The organism is Saccharospirillum alexandrii, from assembly GCF_043641555.1.
In the GTDB taxonomy this organism is placed as follows: domain Bacteria; phylum Pseudomonadota; class Gammaproteobacteria; order Pseudomonadales; family Natronospirillaceae; genus Saccharospirillum; species Saccharospirillum alexandrii_A.
Map to the genome: position 1 here is coordinate 419,147 of NZ_JBHZRJ010000001.1, position 20,572 is coordinate 439,718.

The 20,572-nt window shown below is 54.4% G+C and carries 17 protein-coding genes and 1 tRNA gene; 12 read left to right on the top strand and 6 right to left on the bottom strand.

Annotated features, from left to right (window positions below; all coding sequences use genetic code 11):
- Positions 1 to 10 precede the first annotated feature (10 nt).
- Positions 11 to 1,012 carry a TAXI family TRAP transporter solute-binding subunit gene (locus ACHUE7_RS01790; protein ID WP_394168451.1) on the bottom strand — a complete coding sequence of 334 codons (1,002 nt, stop codon included), beginning with the start codon at positions 1,010 to 1,012 and terminating at the stop codon, positions 11 to 13.
- Positions 1,013 to 1,336: 324 nt separating this feature from the next.
- Between ACHUE7_RS01790 and ACHUE7_RS01795 the strand changes: the two genes are divergently transcribed.
- A complete protein-coding gene (locus ACHUE7_RS01795) occupies positions 1,337 to 2,257 on the top strand; it encodes a LysR family transcriptional regulator (protein ID WP_394168452.1) in 921 nt (306 codons plus the stop codon).
- A gap of 6 nt (positions 2,258 to 2,263) precedes the next feature.
- Here the strand turns inward: ACHUE7_RS01795 and ACHUE7_RS01800 are convergent, their stop codons facing one another.
- Complete coding sequence (locus ACHUE7_RS01800) at positions 2,264 to 3,742, bottom strand: hypothetical protein (RefSeq protein WP_394168453.1); 1,479 nt, start codon at positions 3,740 to 3,742, stop codon at positions 2,264 to 2,266.
- Positions 3,743 to 3,801: 59 nt separating this feature from the next.
- Between ACHUE7_RS01800 and ACHUE7_RS01805 the strand changes: the two genes are divergently transcribed.
- Positions 3,802 to 4,569, top strand: a complete 768-nt coding sequence (locus tag ACHUE7_RS01805; RefSeq protein WP_394168454.1) for a phosphatase — start codon at positions 3,802 to 3,804, stop codon at positions 4,567 to 4,569.
- Between the two features lie 314 nt (positions 4,570 to 4,883).
- Here the strand turns inward: ACHUE7_RS01805 and ACHUE7_RS01810 are convergent, their stop codons facing one another.
- From ACHUE7_RS01810 to ACHUE7_RS01820, 3 genes are read right to left on the bottom strand one after another with little or no spacing between them, the layout of a single operon-like run.
- Entirely contained in the window at positions 4,884 to 5,627 is a 744-nt protein-coding gene (locus ACHUE7_RS01810) for an amino acid ABC transporter ATP-binding protein (protein ID WP_348474690.1), read from the bottom strand.
- Positions 5,628 to 5,630: 3 nt separating this feature from the next.
- On the bottom strand, positions 5,631 to 6,515 hold the full coding sequence (locus ACHUE7_RS01815) for an amino acid ABC transporter permease (RefSeq protein WP_394168455.1): 885 nt from the start codon (positions 6,513 to 6,515) through the stop codon (positions 5,631 to 5,633).
- Positions 6,512 to 7,345, bottom strand: a complete 834-nt coding sequence (locus ACHUE7_RS01820; protein ID WP_394168456.1) for a substrate-binding periplasmic protein — start codon at positions 7,343 to 7,345, stop codon at positions 6,512 to 6,514. Before ACHUE7_RS01820 ends, ACHUE7_RS01815 begins: the two co-directional genes overlap by 4 nt.
- Before the next feature lie 314 nt (positions 7,346 to 7,659).
- Between ACHUE7_RS01820 and ACHUE7_RS01825 the strand changes: the two genes are divergently transcribed.
- Positions 7,660 to 9,210: a cation:proton antiporter domain-containing protein gene (locus tag ACHUE7_RS01825; protein WP_394168457.1), complete on the top strand. Its 1,551-nt coding sequence runs from the start codon at positions 7,660 to 7,662 to the stop codon at positions 9,208 to 9,210.
- Between the two features lie 69 nt (positions 9,211 to 9,279).
- Positions 9,280 to 9,356: transfer RNA gene (locus tag ACHUE7_RS01830), tRNA-Arg, on the top strand.
- Positions 9,357 to 9,735: 379 nt separating this feature from the next.
- Here the strand turns inward: ACHUE7_RS01830 and ACHUE7_RS01835 are convergent.
- Positions 9,736 to 10,506 carry an IclR family transcriptional regulator domain-containing protein gene (locus ACHUE7_RS01835; RefSeq protein WP_394168458.1) on the bottom strand — a complete coding sequence of 257 codons (771 nt, stop codon included), beginning with the start codon at positions 10,504 to 10,506 and terminating at the stop codon, positions 9,736 to 9,738.
- 395 nt (positions 10,507 to 10,901) lie between these two features.
- Here ACHUE7_RS01835 and ACHUE7_RS01840 point away from each other — a divergent pair, with 395 nt between their 5' ends.
- From ACHUE7_RS01840 to ACHUE7_RS01875, 8 genes are all read left to right on the top strand, one after another.
- The gene (locus tag ACHUE7_RS01840; protein WP_394168459.1) at positions 10,902 to 12,803 is read left to right on the top strand and encodes a TRAP transporter permease; all 1,902 of its coding nucleotides are present in this window, start codon (positions 10,902 to 10,904) and stop codon (positions 12,801 to 12,803) included.
- Positions 12,804 to 12,881: 78 nt separating this feature from the next.
- Positions 12,882 to 13,892, top strand: coding sequence for a TAXI family TRAP transporter solute-binding subunit (locus tag ACHUE7_RS01845; RefSeq protein ID WP_394168460.1), 1,011 nt, complete (start codon positions 12,882 to 12,884; stop codon positions 13,890 to 13,892).
- A 132-nt stretch (positions 13,893 to 14,024) separates the two neighbouring features.
- Positions 14,025 to 14,360, top strand: coding sequence for a non-heme iron oxygenase ferredoxin subunit (locus tag ACHUE7_RS01850; protein WP_127557258.1), 336 nt, complete (start codon positions 14,025 to 14,027; stop codon positions 14,358 to 14,360).
- Complete coding sequence (locus ACHUE7_RS01855; RefSeq protein ID WP_394168461.1) at positions 14,360 to 15,616, top strand: NAD(P)/FAD-dependent oxidoreductase; 1,257 nt, start codon at positions 14,360 to 14,362, stop codon at positions 15,614 to 15,616. The genes ACHUE7_RS01850 and ACHUE7_RS01855 overlap by 1 nt, the downstream gene beginning before the upstream one ends.
- A gap of 13 nt (positions 15,617 to 15,629) precedes the next feature.
- A complete protein-coding gene (locus ACHUE7_RS01860) occupies positions 15,630 to 16,889 on the top strand; it encodes an aromatic ring-hydroxylating dioxygenase subunit alpha (protein WP_394168462.1) in 1,260 nt (419 codons plus the stop codon).
- Positions 16,890 to 16,911: 22 nt separating this feature from the next.
- On the top strand, positions 16,912 to 17,382 hold the full coding sequence (locus ACHUE7_RS01865; protein WP_394168463.1) for an aromatic-ring-hydroxylating dioxygenase subunit beta: 471 nt from the start codon (positions 16,912 to 16,914) through the stop codon (positions 17,380 to 17,382).
- A 65-nt stretch (positions 17,383 to 17,447) separates the two neighbouring features.
- Positions 17,448 to 18,356 carry a PdxA family dehydrogenase gene (locus ACHUE7_RS01870; protein ID WP_394168464.1) on the top strand — a complete coding sequence of 303 codons (909 nt, stop codon included), beginning with the start codon at positions 17,448 to 17,450 and terminating at the stop codon, positions 18,354 to 18,356.
- Between the two features lie 894 nt (positions 18,357 to 19,250).
- The gene (locus tag ACHUE7_RS01875; protein ID WP_394168465.1) at positions 19,251 to 20,558 is read left to right on the top strand and encodes a Rieske 2Fe-2S domain-containing protein; all 1,308 of its coding nucleotides are present in this window, start codon (positions 19,251 to 19,253) and stop codon (positions 20,556 to 20,558) included.
- Positions 20,559 to 20,572: the final 14 nt, after the last annotated feature.

Consider the following 20,572-nt stretch of genomic DNA (forward strand, 5'->3'; position numbering starts at 1 on the left):
GTCAGGCCTATCAGGGCATCAGGGTGTCAGGAATGGCGATGTCGTTTTCCTGATAGTAGCGAACCGCACCGGGGTGCAGTGGTGCGTTGACGCCTTCAAAGGGGTTGTCGGTGCTGATGGTGCGCAACAACGCATTGGAGGCTTTCAACTCGTCGATGTTTTCCCAGTACGCCTTGGCCAGTCGATAGGCGACGTCATCGGACATTGAGGCGCCCACGCCCATCCACATGATGTTCGAGGCGGTGTAGATATCCTGGTCGCCATTGACCTGGCCGCGGTAGGTGCCAGCTGGAATCACGGTGAAGGACATGGCGGCCGCTTCGGTGTAGTCCGCCCATTCCGGGGTGCCAATGCGGTCTTCGGGGATGCCGAGTATGCGAATCGGGTTCTGCAGGCTCATTTCGTTGATCGATTGCTGGCCCACGGGCGCCGACAGCACCAGTACATCGTACTGACCATCCTGAAAGCCCTGAACGGCGGACCCCCAGGGCGCGCGAATGGCTTCGTAGTCGCCATCGACCAGGCCGGAGGCGGCTTCGATCATGCCCATGATCTGCATGTTGGCGGCACCGGCCGGTGGGCCGACAAAGACGCGTTTGCCGCGAATGTCATCCCAGCTTTCAATGCCGTCCCGTTCCCAGGTAATGGCGTGATAGGTGCTGCCGGGCAGGCCGGTAATGGCGCGTACATTTTTAGACAGTTCTTTTGCCTGGTCGGCATTGCTGGCATAGGGGCCGACGCCGGCTTTCATGGCGCTGAACGCCGGTGGCGGAACCACGGAGGAACCCAGCTGGCCAGCGCCCAGCATCATGACTGAGCGGGTGAGCGTTTGCCCGAGCACGACTTGCAGGTTAATGCCTTCGCGGCTGGTGTACTGGGCATAGGCCTGCGGCAACATACCGGTAACCGAGGCGGCGCCACCGGCGTCCATTTGCAGGTTTTCAGCCTGGCTGAAGCTGGCAGAGAACGTCAGAGCCAGCGTGGCCAGGCCCAGAGACAGTGATTTTTTCATATCGACCTCGTCGTGTTCAGGTTGTTATTGGAGTTGTGTGGGTGTTCGACGTCCACAAAGTGTGCAATCTTTAATCGCATTCGTATAATTCATTTTTAAACTCTTAAACAAGCATTTTCGTATGCTTATGTGGCAGGAGTACGCATCGGCCACCTGGGATGCCTCTGTGGGGTCGGCGTAGACCCGTCCATGGGGCCTAGGCCGCAACATCCCTGTTGCGGACTACCCCACAGAGGCATCCCAGGCAGCCGATGCTTGTGCTGTTGCCGACTCTGACATCCAATGATTACGCCATCAGACAGTACTCGGTGAGTGTGAGGGCTTATGGAATCAAAACATCTGGTACAACTGGCCACTATTCTAGACAGCGGCTCAATCAGCGCCGCTGCGGCCCGCCTGAACGTTACCCAGCCGACGCTAACGCGCAATATCCAGACGCTGGAGATGCAGGCCGGTGGTCCGCTGTTTACCCGCAGCCGGCACGGTGTGCGGCAAACGCCATTGGGGGCCGACCTGGCGCGGCATGGGCGGGCCATTGCCAAGGCGGTTTGGTCGGCGCAGCAAGTGGCGGTGCGTCATGGGCTGGGGCTCAAGCAGGAATTGCGCATTGGTGTGGGTCCGTTGCTGGCCAACAACCTGATGAACGAGATGGCTCAGGATCTAATGGCAGAGCATGACGACTTATCGCTGCTGATTCGAGTGGACACACCGTACCGGATGATCGAACAGATTCACGACGAAGAGCTCGATCTGGTGTTTTCACCCAAGGTGCAATCCCAAACCCGGGATCTGGTGTGCGATCTGGTGCTGGAAGACCGTTTGGTCGTGGTGGCTTCCAGCCAGCACCCCCTGGCCATCAGGGCTCAGCAGAACGGCTCGCTGGCGCTGTCGGACATTAACGATCAAGCCTGGATCAACATGGGTACCTATGCCCGTTTCGAGGAGTCACCGGTTGAGCGGTTGCAAGCGATGGGGGTCTCCGGTATTCGCACGCCTGTGGCCCTGTCGGGCGATGCGGCGATTACGCTGAAAATGCTGCGAGAGGGCCGGCACCTGAGCCTGATGCCGGAAAAACTGACCCTGCGGGTCGAGCGGGATTACAACCTGATGGTGCTGCCGGTGGATGCTGATTTCGGCCGCCGCGATATTTTTCTCTGGTACCGGGCAGAAGACCTCGACCGGCGCTGGATACAGATTGTCAGCCAGGCGTTTGCGCGTCGGATGACCGACAAAGAGCCTGGTTAGGCGGTGTTAATACAACCACTGCAATCCAAACAGCCAGACACTTAAGAACGCAAAGCTCACCAGCAGATAACGCCGGTTCCAGTTCCAGGCCAGATGCCGCGGTGAGACCTGGCTCAGGTAGCCGACAATCGATACCGAGATAGTAAAGGGTGACGAGTTCACCGTTAAACACCAGGCCGACATCAAACCCAGCGCCAGCAATTCATTGGTCAGCCCGAAGGCGGCCACTGGTTGTAGCGCTGAGGCTAACAGCGTCACAGAGACAATCGGGTTAAAGCCGACTTGGCCAAGCGCGACCGTCAGCACCATGGCGGCGATTAACAGAAAATAGCCATCCAGGTGCAGCGCCGAGACCAGCCACAACACCTGGGTTTCAGTCACCAGCCCGGAAATGGCAGCCCCCAGAAACCCAGCCCCGGCCAGCAGGCTGACCTCACCACTTAACGGCGCGACCTGATTCGGGATGTCGGATTTCAGGCGTCGGCCGAGCAAGACCAGAGCGCCCGGCATTCCGGCGCGGTTGCCTTGCCAGGCCAGCCAGCCAATGCCCACCAGCGGGCTGGTGAGAATGACCGCCAGCGTCAGTGAAAGATCCGTCCGGGTTTCCAGCAGAAAGGCAGAGCTGGTCAGCAGGCCGATTAAGCCGACCAGTTGCACGGCCGGTCGCCAGCTGTAATGGCGGGTGTCAGTTGCCATGCCGGGCGGGGCTCGCCGTGGGTTGTGGCGGAAATCCTGAATCCAGCCGATCAGAATCAGCAAGGCGGCCGTCACAAAGCCAATGGGCAGAATGTCCTGCCAGCGCAGGCCGGGAATGATGGTCAGCAACAGGGCCAGGGTAATGGAGAATGGCGACGTCATCGGCAGAGCGGCAAACCCCCGCAACATGGCGAGCGACATGCGCCGCTGTCGGGTGCGTTGAATGCTCACCTGGCCATTGGCCGCGGCCAGCGTATTGCCCCGGGTTACCATCAAGCCAAGCAAATGCAACACACCAAAATTGAGAATCAGCCCGAACAGGGCGGTGGTGTAACTGAGAATGCCGTAGCGCCGACCGGGAGGCTGGTTCACGGCCAGGGCACCGCAGCGGCGTACCATGCGCGACCGCTGGGCGGCCAACCGCAGAAAGCTCAGGGCAATCAAAAACGTTGAGAAGTAACCGGCGCGATCGAACGCGGTGCGCAACACGCTCCAGGGGTCTTCCGCCCAGGGCAGAAAAACGCCGCTGAACAGTGCCAGGCCGACGAGAATGCGGGGCGACTGGGGTAAGCGTTGCCAGCGCACAACAATAAACAGAATGAGCGCAACGCCAGCAACCCAGAGCGCCGGTTCGAGGTTTGCCAACTGATACAGCAAGGTACCGGTCAGCACGGTAGCCAGCAGGGGTAAAGCCAGGGAACGTTCCAGTAACATCAGGCCGCTCGGGGGTTGCAGTAAGCTTAACAGTGTAAGTCGTCGCGCCCGGGAATGCGAAGCTGTCGTCTTCATGAAAGCGTCATCGGCCCTATGCTATGCTATTTGGTCTTCAACACTACACAGGGCCTTCAATGCGCATTCTCACCGACACCCACGCCCATACCGTCGCCAGCGATCACGCCTTCAGCACTGTGCACGACTACTTCCAGATCGCCCGCGACAAGGGCCTGCAACTGTTCAGCATCACCGACCACGCGCCCACCATGCCCGATGGCGCGCACTACTGGCACTTTGGCAATATGAAGGTGATTCCTCGTGTGATTGGTAATGTCGGCATGCTTCGCGGCATCGAAGCCAATATTCTGGAGCCGGACGGCGGCCTGGATATTCCCGACAAACTGCCCCAGTTTCTCGATTTTGCCATCGCCAGTTTTCACGAACCGGTGTTTGCACCGGCCGACAAGGCGACATCGACCCGGGCGGTGATCAACACCATCAAAGCCGGCCAATGCCAGATCATCGGCCACCCTGGCAACCCGAATTACCCGCTCGATTACGAAGAAGTCATCCGGGCCGCGCGAGACCACAACGTGGTGCTGGAAATCAACAACTCCTCCTTCTCGCACTCCCGCCTAGGCAGCGAATCGAACTGCGTGCACATCATGGAACTGATCGACCGGCTCGACTGGAAAGTTGCCTTCGGCTCGGATTCACACATCGCCTACAGCGTCGGTGACTTCGAGCATGCCACTGCACACGCCGAGCGTATTGGCTTTCCGGAAGCGCGCATCGTTAACGCTACCGCACCGCGCTTTTTGCGTTTTTTGGGCGAGCACGATAAGCCCGTTGCTCAAGAAATGGCAGAGTGGGCAAGTCAGTTCGAGAGCGATGCCAGTTAGCCACAACAGTTAACTTCGGTGTCGTGAGTCAGAAATTCGCCAGTACAAACCGCGGAGATACCCAAGGACCACCGGGTGCGCCTACTGAAGGACGTTAGACAACATGGACTAAAACGCCGGGAGCGTTTTAGCATGAGCGAAGCGAGCCCGAAGGGTGAATCCCATGGAGGGGATTCATATCTTGTCTCCGAGCCCCCATGGAGGGGTTCACGGCGTGCCTTCAGTAGGCGTGCGCGGTGGTCCGAATGGCACCAAATACAGAGTAACCAGTGAAGTAGCTTACACCGCGAATTTCTGACTCATGACACCAGCTACTACAACCGCCCAGCCTCAATAATCCGGTCCAGAAACGCCCGGGTGCGCTCGTGTTGCGGGTCGCTGAACATCCGGTTCGGGTCGCCTTCTTCGAGAATGCGGCCGCCTTCCAGAAAGCAGACCCGGTCGGCGACGTCGCGGGCAAAACCCATCTCGTGGGTGACAATGACCATGGTCATGCCCTGGGCTTTCAGCTCCTTGATGATGCCGAGCACCTCGCCAACCAGTTCCGGGTCGAGCGCAGCGGTGACTTCATCGAGGAGTAATACATCCGGCTTGTTCATCAGCGCGCGCACGAAGGCCACACGCTGCTGCTGACCGCCGGATAACTGTTCCGGGTAGGCTTTGGCAAAGCTGTTCATGCCAAACCGGTCCAACTGTTCCAGTGCGGATGCTTCGGCGTCTTTTCGGCTCTTGCCGTGCACCTTGCGCGGTGCCAGCGTTAAGTTATCCAGCACCGTCAAATGCGGAAACAGATTGTACGACTGAAACACAATGCCGATGCGCTTGTGCAGCCCGACCTTGCCGAAGCGCTGATCGGTGACCGGCACATCATCCAGATAGATGTCGCCGTAGTCCGCTTTTACCAGCCGATTGATGCAGCGCAACAGCGTTGATTTGCCAGATCCGGAGGCACCGATCAGGCAGATGACCTCGTGCAGATCAACCGACAGATCCACCTGATCCAACACCAGCTTCTCGCCAAAATACTTGGTCACTTCCGATAATTGGACACGCGGCACCGCTTAGCCTCCTACTTGCAAACGACGGGCGCGATCGCGCCGGGTAACGTAGTCAGCCAGTCGTGCCATCGGAATGGTGGCCAGCAGGAACAAGCCGGCTGCGACGATCAGCGATGAATAATTAAAGGTCGAGGCCGTATAGATTTGCGCTTCTCGTACTGCATCGCGCACACCGATGATCGACAGCAACGCCACATCTTTTTGCAGGGCGACGACGATGTTCATCATCGCTGGCATCACATTGCGCACTGCTTGCGGCAGAACCGCATAGATCATGGTTTGCCATTCAGTCAGGCCGAGCGACTTGGCCGCCGCCCACTGGCCTTCGTGCACGGCATCGATGCCTGAGCGATAGATTTCGCAGACATAGGCCGAGTAACTCAGCACCATGGCAACGGCGCCCCAGAACAGACTGCTCGAGGGCAAACCAGGCAGGTTCAGTGCTGGTATGCCAAAACCAAACAGCAGTACCAGCAGCAACACCGGCAGGCCGCGAAACAGGTCGATGTACAGAATCACCATTAACCGAAAGGGTGCAAACCAGGGCGCACGCAGCGATCGGATGACCGCCAGGGCAATGCCCAGTACCAGAATGCAGGCCAGCACAATCAGCCAGATGCGCATGTTGATCCAGAACCCCTGCAACACCCGCGGGAAGGCGGCGATCATGGCGTCGACATTGAAAAACTGCAGCTTGATGCGCGGCCACTGCTCGGCCGAGGTGATTACCCAGGCCAGTGCGCCAAACACGACAAGAATACTGATGAGGCTGATCAGACTGGGAGCCAGGGCTTCCCGCCAATTATAAGAGCGGCCGGGCGGAGGCGGGGGCGGGCGCCGTTCGGCGCCGCCCAGCGAGCCCGTTTGGGGCGATTGAGAGTCGGTCATTCGGTGATGATGGGCAGATCGGGGTCGGCAATCAGATACTCGTTTTTCAGGTCTTCGACCACACCGCGGTCGATAACCGCCGTCAAGGCGTCATCCACCCAGGGAATCAGTGGGTTGTTGTATTCGAACAACAGGCCATGGCCGCGGTCGTTCTCATCCGGCGGCAGCAGCGCAACGATGCTGGCTTCCGGTACTTGAACGGCGGTGACGTACAACGCCGTGGGCAGAGAGATCAGCGTGCCGTCAATCTGGCCGGCGCGCATGGCCTGGAACACATCGACCTGCTCGTTATAGATGGCCGCTTCGGTAACGCCCAGTACGTTGACCAGATAGTCGTTATCGGTAGTACCAATGGTCGCGCCCCAGCGAGCGTCGCGCAGGTCTTCGTAGCTGGTGGCGTTTTCGAGGGTGTTGCCGGGTAAGGCGAGCACGGCTTTTTCAGGCTGAAAATAGACCCGGCTGAAGCTGACGATTTGCTTGCGCGCTTCGGTGACGGAAATTTGCTGAATGGCGAAATCGTAGGGCTTGTTGCCTGGGGCAATCGCCTGGTCGAAGGTCTGGCCGACCCACACCACATCGTCGGCATCGAAGCCCATTTCTGCGGCCAGTTCGTACACCAGGCCGTTCTCGAAACCTTCACCGCTGGCCGGGTCGTTGTTCAGCATCCAGGGTGGGTAAACCGGATCGCCGGTGCCGACGGTCAGTTTGCCGGGCGTGACCAGGCGCGGGTCCATGGTCGTTCGTTCTTCGGCAAAAGCCTGGGTGAATACAGTCATCAACAGCGACAACAGAACGATCGAACCGCGACGGAAAGCAGTGCGTTCAGACATGACAGGACTCCAGTGTGTAGGTCGTACCCGACCAGGAAGGGGGCTTTCACTGCCGACAGCGCGGCCGCGTTAGAGTAAACAGGGCGGTGACATCCGGCAGAAAGATAGGTGAATGCTGACGAATCGTGGCTCACAGGTCAAGCAGCTTCAACCCGGACGAGGTCTGCCGGTCAGGCACAGAGCACCGTATTCGGTTGAGGGGCGGCATCACAAACATACAAGGCCAGGTTGATCACCGGTATACTAACCTGACGTTGTACGATGACCCTGCGGTGCGAGATCAGCACTGAAATCTGGTTTAAAGGACCCAAGTTGTGATTGAAGTTGTCGGTTTATCCCTGGCATTCGTGCTTGGCCTACTGGTGAAGCGAATAGGTCTGCCGCCCCTGGTGGGCTTTTTGCTCGCGGGTTTTGGTCTGAACGCCCTGGGGCCCTATGTCGGCCTGCCTTCCTATACCGGCCCGGTGCTGGAACACATTGCGCACCTGGGTGTGTTGTTGCTGCTGTTTACGGTTGGATTGAAACTCAAGCTCAAGAACCTGGTTCAGCCCGTGGTGGTTGGTGGGGCCCTGTTGCACTTTGGGATCACGGTGGTGGTATTTGGTGCGGGCATCGCGTTCTTTACCGACCTGCCGATCGCGACCGTGATATTACTGGCCGTCGCGCTCAGTTTTTCATCGACCGTCCTGGCGGCTAAAACGCTTGAGGCAAAACGTGAACTCGGTGCCTTTCATGGCCGGGTCGCCATCGGCATTCTGATCATCCAGGATCTGATTGCGCTGTTGGTGCTGAGCGTTGCCGGGGGGCATTCACCCTCCTGGTGGGCATTGCTGGTATTCGCACTGCCATTGTTAAGGCCCGTGCTGTACTGGTTGCTCGATATGGCGGGGCACGACGAAATGATGGTGCTGATGGGCATGGTGCTCGCCGTTGCCGTTGGTGGCATGGGGTTTGAAACACTGGGGCTCAGCTCTGAGCTGGGCGCACTGGCGATGGGGGTGCTGCTCTCTGGCCACACACGCTCGCAGGAGCTGTCCCATTCCTTGTGGGGCCTGAAAGAAGTCTTTCTGATCGGCTTTTTTCTGCAGATCGGCATGAACGGCCTGCCGGATGCCCAGGCGCTGATATTTGCGGCCGTCTTTGCCCTGGTATTGCCGCTGAAAGGCTTGCTGTTTTTTGGGTTGCTGATTCTGTTCCGACTGCGCGCCCGCAACGCCTTTCTCGGTGCCCTGAGTCTGACTTGTTACAGTGAGTTCGGGTTGATTGTTGCCGCTGGCGTGCTGGAAGAGTGGCTGGTGCCGCTGGCCATTACCGTGGCGCTGTCGTTTATTATCGCCGCGCCGCTGAACCGTTTGGCGCACCCGATATTCGAGTGGCTGGAGCTCAAGCTGATCCCGCTTGAACGTCACAGCATGCATCCGGATGAGCAACCCGCATCGCTCGGCGATGCGACCATTATTGTGATGGGTATGGGGCGAACTGGAACCGCCGCCTATCTGGCGCTGGAAGACCGTGGTTACAAAGTTGTCGGTCTCGATTCAGACCCCGATAAAGTCGCCCGCCAACAGGAAAAAGGCCGTACGGTCGTTTATGCCGATGCTGAAGACATCAGTTTCTGGCATGCCGTAGATCTGTCGTGCATCCAGGCGTTCGTTATCGCGATGCCGGATACCGAAGGCGTAGTCGTGGCGGCCAGGCAGATTCGCAGGCAAGGGTTCCAAGGGCCAGTGGTTACCCACGCTCTCTACGAAGACGCCGCCATTCTCATGAAAGCGGCCGGTGCAGATGAAACCTTCCTGACCATGAACAGTGCCGGCATGGGGTTGGCTGAGCGGGCGTCTGCTCGATTGGCCTCCTCTGAATGACGCTAACCCCTTGAAATCACAACCAATTGTGGACTTGTGGTGGTATATCTGTATACTGCGCCTCGTTACGCGCCCGTAGCTCAGCTGGATAGAGCGCTGCCCTCCGGAGGCAGAGGTCAGAGGTTCGAATCCTCTCGGGCGCGCCAGACACAAAAGAACCCGCTGCGAGCGGGTTTTTTTGTGTCTGGCGCGCCCGAGCGATTAGATGAGAACCTCCAGGTGACAGCCTCCTTCCCTGGAGGCTGCCCTTCGGGCTCGCTTCGCTCGTGCAAAATGGCTCCCGGCCATTTTGTCGACAATACGCCAGGAGCGTTTTGGGTCGCGCCTATTGCCCCTGCATTTCCCTGTTAGTAACTACTTACAATTTTAACGTTGTGCCTTAACTTTTCCGCGCCATATAGGCTATTACATTTAAAAAAGACCACACAGCAGTAAAGGTTATTTCACCCAGACAGCCTATAAGTTAAGCGTTGCTTAAAAAGTTATTAAACTGTGTCCTGTATTACTTGACCACATCACGTATCATTAAATCAGTTTACTAATTCTAGAAGCTCCTTCTTTCAGAACCGGCAATAGGTCATTCACCAGTTCGTCCCTAGTGCGACGCTGAGCTTGGGTGCTGATGCCTATGGCGGCTACCGCTTTGCCGCGGCTGTCACGGACCGGAACAGCAATTGCTAACAGGCCGACTTCCAACTCCTGATCAACAATAGCGTACCCCTGTTTTTTTATTTCACCCAAGGCCTCCCGGATCTTTGGGACGTCAGTGACGGTATAGGGTGTGAGGCCTGTTGGTGGGTTCCGTTCGAAAAACTGCTGTTGTTGATCGTCACTGAGATCGGCCAACAAAACTCTGCCTATCCCTGCGGTATGAACCGGCACAACCCGACCAGGACTCAGGTTTATTGTGAGAGCTCTGGGTCCCTGAGCCCGGGCAACGAAAATGAGCTGATCCCGAGACAATACGCCAATGGAGCAGGATTCGCTGAGCGTGCGGGAGATGTCCTCTGCGACCGGATTGGCCAGTTGCCACCAGGGCAGGTTGGAAAGGTAGTTGTAGCCGAGGGTCATGACCTTGGGCGTGAGTGTATAGCGCTTACCCTCAAGCGATAAATACCCTAGATCAACCAGTGTTAGTAGAAATCTCCTGGTGGTTGCCCGGTTCATTCCAACGGTATCGGCAACTTCACTCAGCGTCATCGTCGCGTGGCCTTCAGAGAAGCACTGTAAGACCACAAGCCCTTTATAGAGGGATTGAGCGCGGTCTGAGGACTTATCCAGCATGTCCTTTGTCATGTTTTTTAGGTTCCAGTTTCCAATCTATTTGTTCGTATAATGACACAATTTTCATCCCACTCTCCACTTGTTGTAAAACGAACCCCTTTGCGTACGCACCGTTCCGTTTGATGTACAAAAATCCACACTTCCCTTGATCTGCGTCATTAATGGGTTTCAGGGCGTTTTGGTTTGTAGGTATCACTCAGCTTGATCTTTAAACCAAGGTTTGTCATTGACAGCCCCTCACACCTAAAACTACCGTTATGAGAACAATAATTCCTAAAATGAAATTATCGAGGTGTCTGTGAGTTCGGAAAACCATCATTCCATAAAGCGTTCAGGGCTAAGTAAGCCCGGTGATTGTTGCCAGGAAGTCGTGCCTCTGTCTGTCTTGGTGAGCGGTGGAGACACAGATGAATAGCAACAGACGCGAGCTTACCGGATTCGTAGCGCTTCTAATGATGGTGCTCGCGGCGTTAGTCCCGATCTCGGCGCTGATTTTTGGACTCCGGATACTGCCAGAGTTCGGTTTGGTGATTTATAAGGAACAATTCCTGGCCTTCTTTCTTACGTTGTGCCTGGTGCTGACCTTTATGCTCAAACCGGCGTACTCGGGAGCGGCAAACGATAGGGTCCCCTGGTATGACACGTTATTGATCATCGCAACCCTGGGTTCGGGTGGTTATGTCGCGTTCTGGTATCACGAACTGGTCGGGATGATGGGTCTCATCACGCAAGATAAAGTTATCGTGAGTGCCATTGGACTGGTGGTTCTATTGGAAGCGGCCCGACGGTTGGCGGGTTGGACAATGGTGCTGGTTGGATTAGCCGCCTTGTCTTATGCGTTCTTTGGCCATTTTCTGTCAGGCATGTTCGAAACTCGCAACATTCCGTTTGAGCGTTTGCTTATATATAACTACCTGGGTACGGATGCGGTACTGGGAACGCCTCTCTATGTAGCGGCAACCATCGTGACCGCTTTTGTTCTTTTTGGGCAGGTACTGTTTTTAGTGGGCGGTGGCGATGCGATCTCTAACTTCTCCTTTGCTTTAATGGGAAAGCGCCGTGGTGGCCCGGCCAAAGTGGCCGTATTCTCCAGCGCATTGTTCGGGTCGCTGTCTGGCAGTGCATCTGCCAATGTCGCCACAACCGGTATGATCACGATCCCCATGATGAAGCGGGTCGGCTACAAAGACACACAATCAGGGGCGATTGAAGCGGTGGCGTCTACGGGCGGCCTGGTGTTGCCCCCTGTTATGGCGGCAACGGGCTTTCTAATGGCCGAGTTTCTCGGCGTGCCCTACAGCACAATTGCGCTTGCAGCGGCAATTCCTGCTCTATTGTTTTATCTGTGCGTTTACCTGCAGGTGGATCTTGAAGCAGGGAAAGGGGGGATTTCGGCTTGGGAATCGAATGAGCTACCGTCGATGATGCAGTCGGCAAAACAGGTCATTCCTGTGGCGCTCTCATTTGGTGTGTTGTTGTATGTATTGTTCGGCATGATGCAAAGTCCCGAAAATTCGGCCTTCGCAGCAACGGCCGCTACTGTGGTGATCAGCCTGGTCGTACCGGCGATGCGTCGGAGTATTATTAAATACCTGACGGTGCTGGCCAGTGCGGGCGAGGCGGTTATCTTTATTGCCGTTATGTGTGCTGTGGCAGGTTTGGTAGTGGGTTGCCTTGGTTTGACTGGTTTAGGGTCGAGCCTGTCCCAGAACCTGGTAGCGATAGCCGGGGGCAATGTTTGGTTACTGCTGCTCTTTGCTGCGCTGGGCTGTATTGTTCTGGGCATGGGTGTCCCGGTAACGGCAACCTACATCATACTGGTTATCCTCGTTGGACCAGCTCTGGTGCAGGTTGGCGTGAACGAGCTGTCAGCGCACATGTTCGTATTTTACTTTGGAACACTCTCTTTTCTGACACCACCCGTGTGTCTGGCGGTATTTGTAGCTGCCTCTATTGCTGAAGCCAACCCCTGGCGTACCGCGCTCTATGCACTTAGGTTTGCGGTCATCGCTTATTTAATTCCCTTTGTTTTTGTATTTAACGATGCCTTTCTAATGCAGGGTAGTGTGGCAGGCATCGTTCACGCTGTGCTGGCAGGTATTGTTGGCGTCTTTCTATTGGCCGTCAGCCTGGTAGGTCACTGGGTTCAGCCTGTGCACCCCCTACTGCGACTGGTGGCATTGGTGGCTGGTTTGCTCGCGTTCTGGGTGGGTGCCACATCGTGGATCGTTTTGCTGTTTACGTTATTTGCGCTCGTTGCGCTTTATGCCTTACAACGACGCAACCGTGTGAATACGGCCATCGCTTAAAGACGTTACGTTTAATCGCCGCCGAATCTAGCAATTTCGGCAAACCTGGCCATTGGCCATCTTCAGGAGGTAATTACCGTGAATAAGAAAAAGACCCTGAACACCTTGTCCCGAACACTCATAGGCTTGCTTGCAGGTGTTTCCGCAACCGTTGCGTCAGCCGATATTCTCGTTATGGGTGGAAACCCGGCGGGCAGTCTTTTTTACACCCAGGCGCAGGCGCTCGCCGCAACGATCAGTAAGCACACTGGTGACCGGGTAGACGTACTGCCACAGCCTGGCACTGTTTTCTTCCCGATGTTTATGACACAGGAAGCCGACCTGGGGATTGCCAGCCCGGTTGAAGCGAAGCTGGCTTATGACGCAGAAGCACCCTTTGACGGCGCCAATGGCGGCGAAGGATACGCCATGCGTACCCTGATGCTTGGTTCCATAAATCGCTTGTCATTGGTGACTCGGGAAGACGACAACATAGAATCAATCAGCGACTTGCAGGGTCGTCGTGTTGTAGCCGACTACGGCGCTTTTGCAGGGGCCACCAAGACGTCTTTGGCAGCGCTTGCCAATGCGGGATTGACTACAGACGACATCCAGGTAGTACGGGTTTCGAGTTACCCTGAAGGTGTTCGCGCTGTCATGGAAGGACGCGCGGATGCAGCCGTAGGATCAGTGGGTAGCGGCATCTTACAGGAATTGGATGCATCGTCCGGTGCTCACTTACTCCCAATTGATCCTTCAAGTGAAGCGATGGCACGTTCGCAGGAAGTTGGCCCTGCTTTTGTCCCTTACTTGGCCAGTGCCGGACCAGTAGGCATCGACACTGACACTCATGTACTGAGCTACGCAACCACGCTCTATGCGCGTCCCGATATGGACGAGGAAGCCATTCTGCGAGTGATGAACGCACTCTGGGATCATGCCGATGAACTTCCGGGTATCACCCGTACGCTGTCAACCTGGGTTCCGGAAGGCTATGCCAGCACCGACGTGGTTATTCCCTATCACGAGGTGGCTATCGAGTTCTTCCGTGAAAAAGGTGTTTGGTCCGATGAACTCGAGGCGCGCCAGCAAGAGTTACTAAACAACTGATCAGAATGCAGTGCTTGAAAAACCGCTCCAAAGCGGGTTTCTGGAGCGGTTTTTTTTACGATACGATCGTTACATAAACAAATGTTACTAAAATGAAATCCATTCAAGTTAGTGGATGAGGAATCAGCCGTTATGACTACCTCAAATCAACTGGTCTTGACCAGTGTTGCGAATGTTCCAGCCGACGATGTTATCGCGATTCGAATCGAAGGGCATGATCTAGCTGTTTACAATGTCGATGGAACCTTTTACGTATCGGATGATCGGTGTAACCACGGCAATGCAAAATTGTCTGAAGGATTTCTGGATGGCGATGTAATTGAGTGTCCTCTTCATGGTGGCTGTTTCAAAGTAACGAACGGAGAGCCATGTGCGTCTCCTGTTACCCAGCCTATGAAAATGTATTCGGTGAAAGTTGAGGGTGGGGAAATCATTCTGACCGATCCGAGTGAACTGGACGCTTCCTGATGTCGACTTCAAATCACATTGTGATCATCGGAACAGGTATTGCGGGTTTGTCTGCGGCACAGGGTGTCAGGGAGGTCGACCCAGAGGTGCGAATTACTCTGATTGGTGAAGATTGCTACCCACCCTATGACCGAACCCACCTGTCAAAGCAGATGCTAAAACCAGAGGCACGACTAGAAGCGTCCAGCCTAATGGAGTCAGAGTGGTTTGATCAGAATGACATACAGCTCATTTTGAATACCCGTATTGAGTACATTGACACTGCCGCTCAGTCAATTTCAACCAGTGTGGGTGAAACCATTCAGTACGATGCGTTGGTGCTTGCATTGGGGACCCGCGCCCGACAGCTTCCGGCCTCTCTGGGACAGATTGAATCAACCCGTATACATACATTGAGAAGCGCGGAGGACGCTCTTCGTCTTCAGGGTGCATTGGATGATTCAAAGCGCCTTGTCATTGTCGGTGCGGGACTGATTGGGCTTGAAGTGGCCGCCGCTGCTCGAGCCAGAGGTATAACCGTTGACGTTATTGAAGCGGGCTCACGAATCCTGCAGCGCAGTTGCGACCCATACACCGCCGACCGTATTGCCAGCTTACATGCCGAGAATGGAGTCAAGCTGCACCTTGGACAATCCATCGAATCAGTCTCTGAGTCAGCCCAGGGGTCGGTCACATTGCACATGTCTGATGGTACTGCCCTTGAAGCAGACCTCATGGTGGTTGGTATTGGCGTGATTCCCAATACAGACCTGGCAGAGTCAGCGGGTATTGCCGTTGATAATGGCGTTGTTGTTGATGGTTTTGGGCGGACAAATGTTCTCAATGTTTATGCCGCTGGTGATGGTGCCAGCCTGCCTATACAGGGGCAAAATTGCCTGACTCGACTCGAAACCTGGCGACATGCACAGGATCATGGGCGGTGTGTCGGGATGAATGCTGCTGGACAGCAAACTGAATACAAAGCTCACGCTTCGTTTTGGTCAGATCAATATGAAAACCGGATTCAGGGCGTGGGTTTGATCTATGACGAGATAGCCTCAACGCTGGTGCGACTGTATGAAAGCGGCGCTCATGTCAGCTTCCTGTTGGATCAGGATCGTGTGCTAAAAGCCGTACTGGGGATTGATGCCGCGAAAGATGTCAACGCCATGGGAAAGCTGGTTGGGCAGGTGTTATCCGTTTCGGATCATGAGCTTAAAGACGAGCACCAGCCTCTGGTGCCCATCGTAAAGAAATTACTCAAGAAGGTTAGCTAAGGGGATACAGAACATGACTGACATAATTGCGACCTCAGGCGGTGTTAAATGGCCTTCGGACAAGGTATCTACGATTCCGTTTCAGGTCTATACGGACGAGAATCAATACAAAATTGAAAACGAGCGAATCTTCAAGGGTTCAACCTGGAACTATCTGTGCCTTGACGCTGAATTGCCAGAACCAGGCAGCTTTATTGTCTCAAGGATCGGTGAGACACCCATCGTTATTACCCGCGATGAAGAGGGTCAGTTAAATGGCTTCGTTAACCGATGCGCGCATCGCGGATCCTTGCTGTGTCTGAAACACAAAGGTAAGGCCGAGAACCTGACCTGCGTGTATCACGCCTGGAGCTATGATCTCAAAGGTAACCTGACTGGGGTTGCCTTTCAGCGAGGTGTGAAGCGTCAGGGTGGAATGCCCGAACAATTCAAGAAAGAAGACCATAACCTTCGGAAAATCCACGTCACCGAATTTTCCGGCCTGGTATTTGGTTCGTTTTCGGACGATGCGCCAGACATCGAGTCGTATCTGGGTAGCGAAATAGCGGACCGAATTCGTCGGGTGCTGAATCGACCAGTGCGGATATTGGGGCATAATACCCAAATTCTGAACAACAACTGGAAGCTTTACATGGAGAATACGAAAGACAGCTATCATGCCAGTATTCTTCATACTTTTTTTACCACCTTCGAGCTTAACCGTCTCAACCAGAAAGGCGGGATCATTGTAGATGAGAGCGGCGGCAACCATGTCTCTTACTCGAAGATTGATCCCAGCTTGTCGAACGATGACTATGGCAGTCAGAATATTCGTTCCAGTAAAGATGAGTATCGTCTTGAAGACCCCAGCTTGCTTGATGGTGTGGATGAATACGGGGATGGCGTTACGCTTCAGATATTGACCGTCTTCCCTGGGTTGGTTTTACAACAGATACAAAATGCCATCGCGATACGTCAGATCGTGCCCACAGGAGTCGAAACAACCGAGTTGGTTTGGACCTATCTGGGCTTCCAGGATGACGACGAAGCCATGGTTGAACGCCGCCTTAAGCAGGCCAACCTGGCGGGACCAGCCGGGTTCATCTCCATGGAAGATGGCGCTGTGGGCAACTTTGTTCAGCGCGGTATCAACGGGACTGAAGAAGATACCAGTGTGGTTATGATGGGGGGCGAGACGGCAGAAAGTCAGGCCTTCCGTGCAACTGAAACCTCGGTTCGAGGCTTCTGGAAAAAGTATAGAACCTTAATAGAAGGCCAGGTTCCCAATGCCTGAAGCTGAATCCAAGGAGATTCGAATGAACGAAAAAACTCGTAACCTCATCGAAAACCTGATGGCTGAATATGTCTCACGTATTGATAATGATGACCTAGAGCGTTGGCCAGACCTGTTTACTGACAAATGTCTCTACAGCGTTACGAATCGCGAGAACCATGCCCAGGGGTATGCGCATGGAGCGATATGGGCCAATTCTAAAGGCATGCTGAAAGACCGTGTAAGTGCATTGCGTGAAGCCAATATTTATGAAGAACAAGTCTATCGGCATATTGGTGATGCAGTTCGGCTGATCACGTTGGACAACGATATCGTAACGGTTCAGTCTAACTTTATGGTAGTACGTACCATGCACACCGGGGATATTCATCTGTTTGCTACGGGCATGTACCTTGATCGCATTCGCATCCAGGGAGACACGGCCTTGTTCGAAGAGCGCATCGTTGTTTGCGACAGTCAGAAAATTGATACCCTGCTGGCGATTCCGCTGTGAAGGTTCAGCGCCGGACCATAGCTGTGCCTATAGGCGACCCCGCTGGCATTGGTCCAGAGGTTGTTTTGAAGGCTCTACTGGAAGAGTCACTGTATGGACAAATGGACCTGATCGTTGTCGGTGAGGTTGAACCACTGAAGCGCCATATAGAAGCTTGCCGGTTGCCAGTATCGGTCAGTGAAAACACTATTTCCCTGCCTAATGGTTTACAGGTTCCGCTTCAGGTAGTTCCGGCACTCGAAGACCAGGACTGGCAGTTTGGGAAAGTGAGCTCCGTGACGGGCTTGGCCTGCTATCGCTATGCGGAAGCCGCGATTGAAATGGCGAAGAGCCAGTCAGTAACCGCTGTTGTTGCAGCACCTCACACAGAAGCCGCTGTTAACGCCGCTGGAATTCAATTTCGAGGCTATCCAGGCTTGGTAGCGGAATTGACGGGTACTCCGGCTGACAAGACGTTCCTGATGTTGATGTCACCGGTCTATAGGGTGGTCAACGTTACGCTCCACGAGCCCTTGAAAGAGGCTCTTATACGATTGGATGGGCCTTTAATCCTCAACGCTTTGCGTGCGACACGAGATGCGCTTATTGCCCTTGGCTTGCCAGGGGGGCGCATTGGCGTTTGTGGATTAAACCCCCATGCTGGTGAGGGTGGCTTGATGGGGGCAGAAGAGGGACTTTTCATTCGATCGGCAATAGGCGATGCGGTTGAAGAGGGTATTAACGCCTATGGGCCCTATGGCGCAGATGCGCTTTTTGCCGATCGTGAGTTTGATGCCTATCTCGCTATGTACCATGACCAGGGGCACATTCCGATTAAGGTTGCTTCACCAAGACAGGCATCGGCAATCACCATAGGGACACCTGTTTTGTTTGGTTCTGTTGCCCATGGGAGTGCTCTTGACATTGCAGGAAAGGGGTTGGCGACACCAGCGGCGATGGTACAAGCACTAAAGAATATAGCTAATGGTAAATAATTTTAATTATGTGATTAATAATTAGAATGCTTCTGGACGGGTGGCGAGGTTGTATTGGCAAGGTTGGCGGCCGATATGGCCAAACAGTTGCTTAGTATCTGGGCAGACATGCTTGCTACAACTTCCTCGGACAAGCGACCGATCTCATGGGTCGTTTGGGTATGGTTATGGTCTAAGGTGTCAACAATGGTGGCCTACCCAGCAGTTCGATTTGGCCAAGGCAGCTGTCGTCAGTCTGGGCGGTCATGTGGCCTCTGAATATCGATGAATTCAGGGGCTATGCTATCGGGGTGGGCCGTGGCCTAAAATCGATGGACAGACGACTTCGAGGGGGTCTTTCGGACGTCAGGCTACGTTTGCTCCAGGCGAGGCTGCCTTCGCCCAAGAACGTTGTCAGTCCTAGTTTCGGGTTTAAATGAGGTTTATTACAACTGCCGAGTTCTATGACCGATTCTTGTGTGCCTCTCCCCTATCACTCACTTAGACCGCAAACGCATAACCTGTTCAGACTGTCCTGATTCTGCAGTGCAAGTACGGTCTGAAGGTGCAACATCGTCACAATAAACAAGCTGTGGAACGCAGAATCCATGGAACGGGCTTGGGTATTTACAGGCGGGAGATCACTTTCTGGTCAGTTTAAGCTGATCCTTTAAAGTATCTTAAGATCTTCTAAATACGCATAAAGTATACCTAAAAGAGCTTAAATCCATTTTTATTCTCACCACTTTAAACAGTTTTGGTCCGTCTTGAGGCTCAGCTTCCTGAATCGGAGAGCCTTGACAATCCCGTCAAGTTGGCCCAAATTTCAATAATATTAGATATCTAATTTTATTTTCTTGATTCAGATCAAGGTATTGAAAATCCCTGACAACAAGACGAAGAGGTAAGGGGCCAATGTTATCCCACGAAGACAATGAACTGCTGTGTCGCATTGAAGGCGATGCCCCAATGGGCAAGATCATGCGAAGCCACTGGATGCCAGCCTGTCTATCGGAAGAAGTGCCTGAAATCGATGGTAAGCCTATTCGGGTTCGTTTGCTGGGTGAAAACCTGGTGGCGTTTCGTGACAGTGAAGGGCGCGTTGGGGTGGTTGATGAAAAGTGTCCGCATCGGAAAGCGTCGATGGCTCTGGGACGCAACGAAGAATGTGGCCTGCGGTGTCTCTACCATGGCTGGAAAATTGATGTCGATGGCAATGTCGTGGAAATGCCGTCAGAACCTGCTGAGTCAAAGTTGGCTGAAAAGGTAAAGGTCAAAGCCTACAAAACGCATGAAGCAGCCGGTTTCATCTGGGTTTACATGGGCGATCAGTCAAGCGTTCCGGACTTTGAGCCGCCTGTTTTTCAGCCTGAGACAAACACCAAAATTGCGATAGGCAAGGCCATTATTAATTGCAACTGGGCGCAGATTCTGGAAGGGGCTATCGACTCGGCGCATTCGTCGACGCTGCATTCGACCGATATGGTACCTGCACGCAAAACCAATGCGGAAGCCGATGAGTCACTCTGGTACCGCCCGTCTACTGACAGGGCTCCACGCCTGCAGATTGAAACCACGCCTTTTGGCTTCCGTTATGCCGCCATACGTCGGCCAATAAAGGATGCCAAGACACACGACTACGTAAGAACCACATTGTTTATAGCGCCGCATACGGTACAAATTCCACCGAACAACCGGTACAACATCGCCATTGTTCATGTACCAATCGACGATACTCATACTGCTTTCCACTTTATCGCCTGGGGTAAGCCGGAAACGACGCCCGATACCGAGAGCTGGCGTAAGTTTCTCGCTTTGCAGGTGGGAATCGATGTGGATGAGTCATTCCACCGGTTTAATGACTATGAAAAGAATTACGGTCAGGACCGAATCATTATGAAAACGGGTGAAAGTTTCACCGGCATCCGTGGAATTCCGAACCAGGATGTAGCGATGTGGGAAACCATGGGCCCTATCGCTGACCGTTCTGAAGACCGTCTGGGAGCCAGTGACCTGGCAATCGTGGAGTTCCGTCGTCAGATGGTGCGGGCGGCCAAAACGGTTGCTGACGGTGGACCTGTGATTGGAACCAGTGAACCTCGCGTTGCGCATAGCAAGCTGAAGTCTTTCGAGGGCATTGTACCCAAAGGCACGGAATGGCAATCCATTGGTCGAGCCCCCGAGGAGTCCGAGTTGGCTGAATCTGAAGCAACCAACGCCTGAATAGCCGAGCGAGA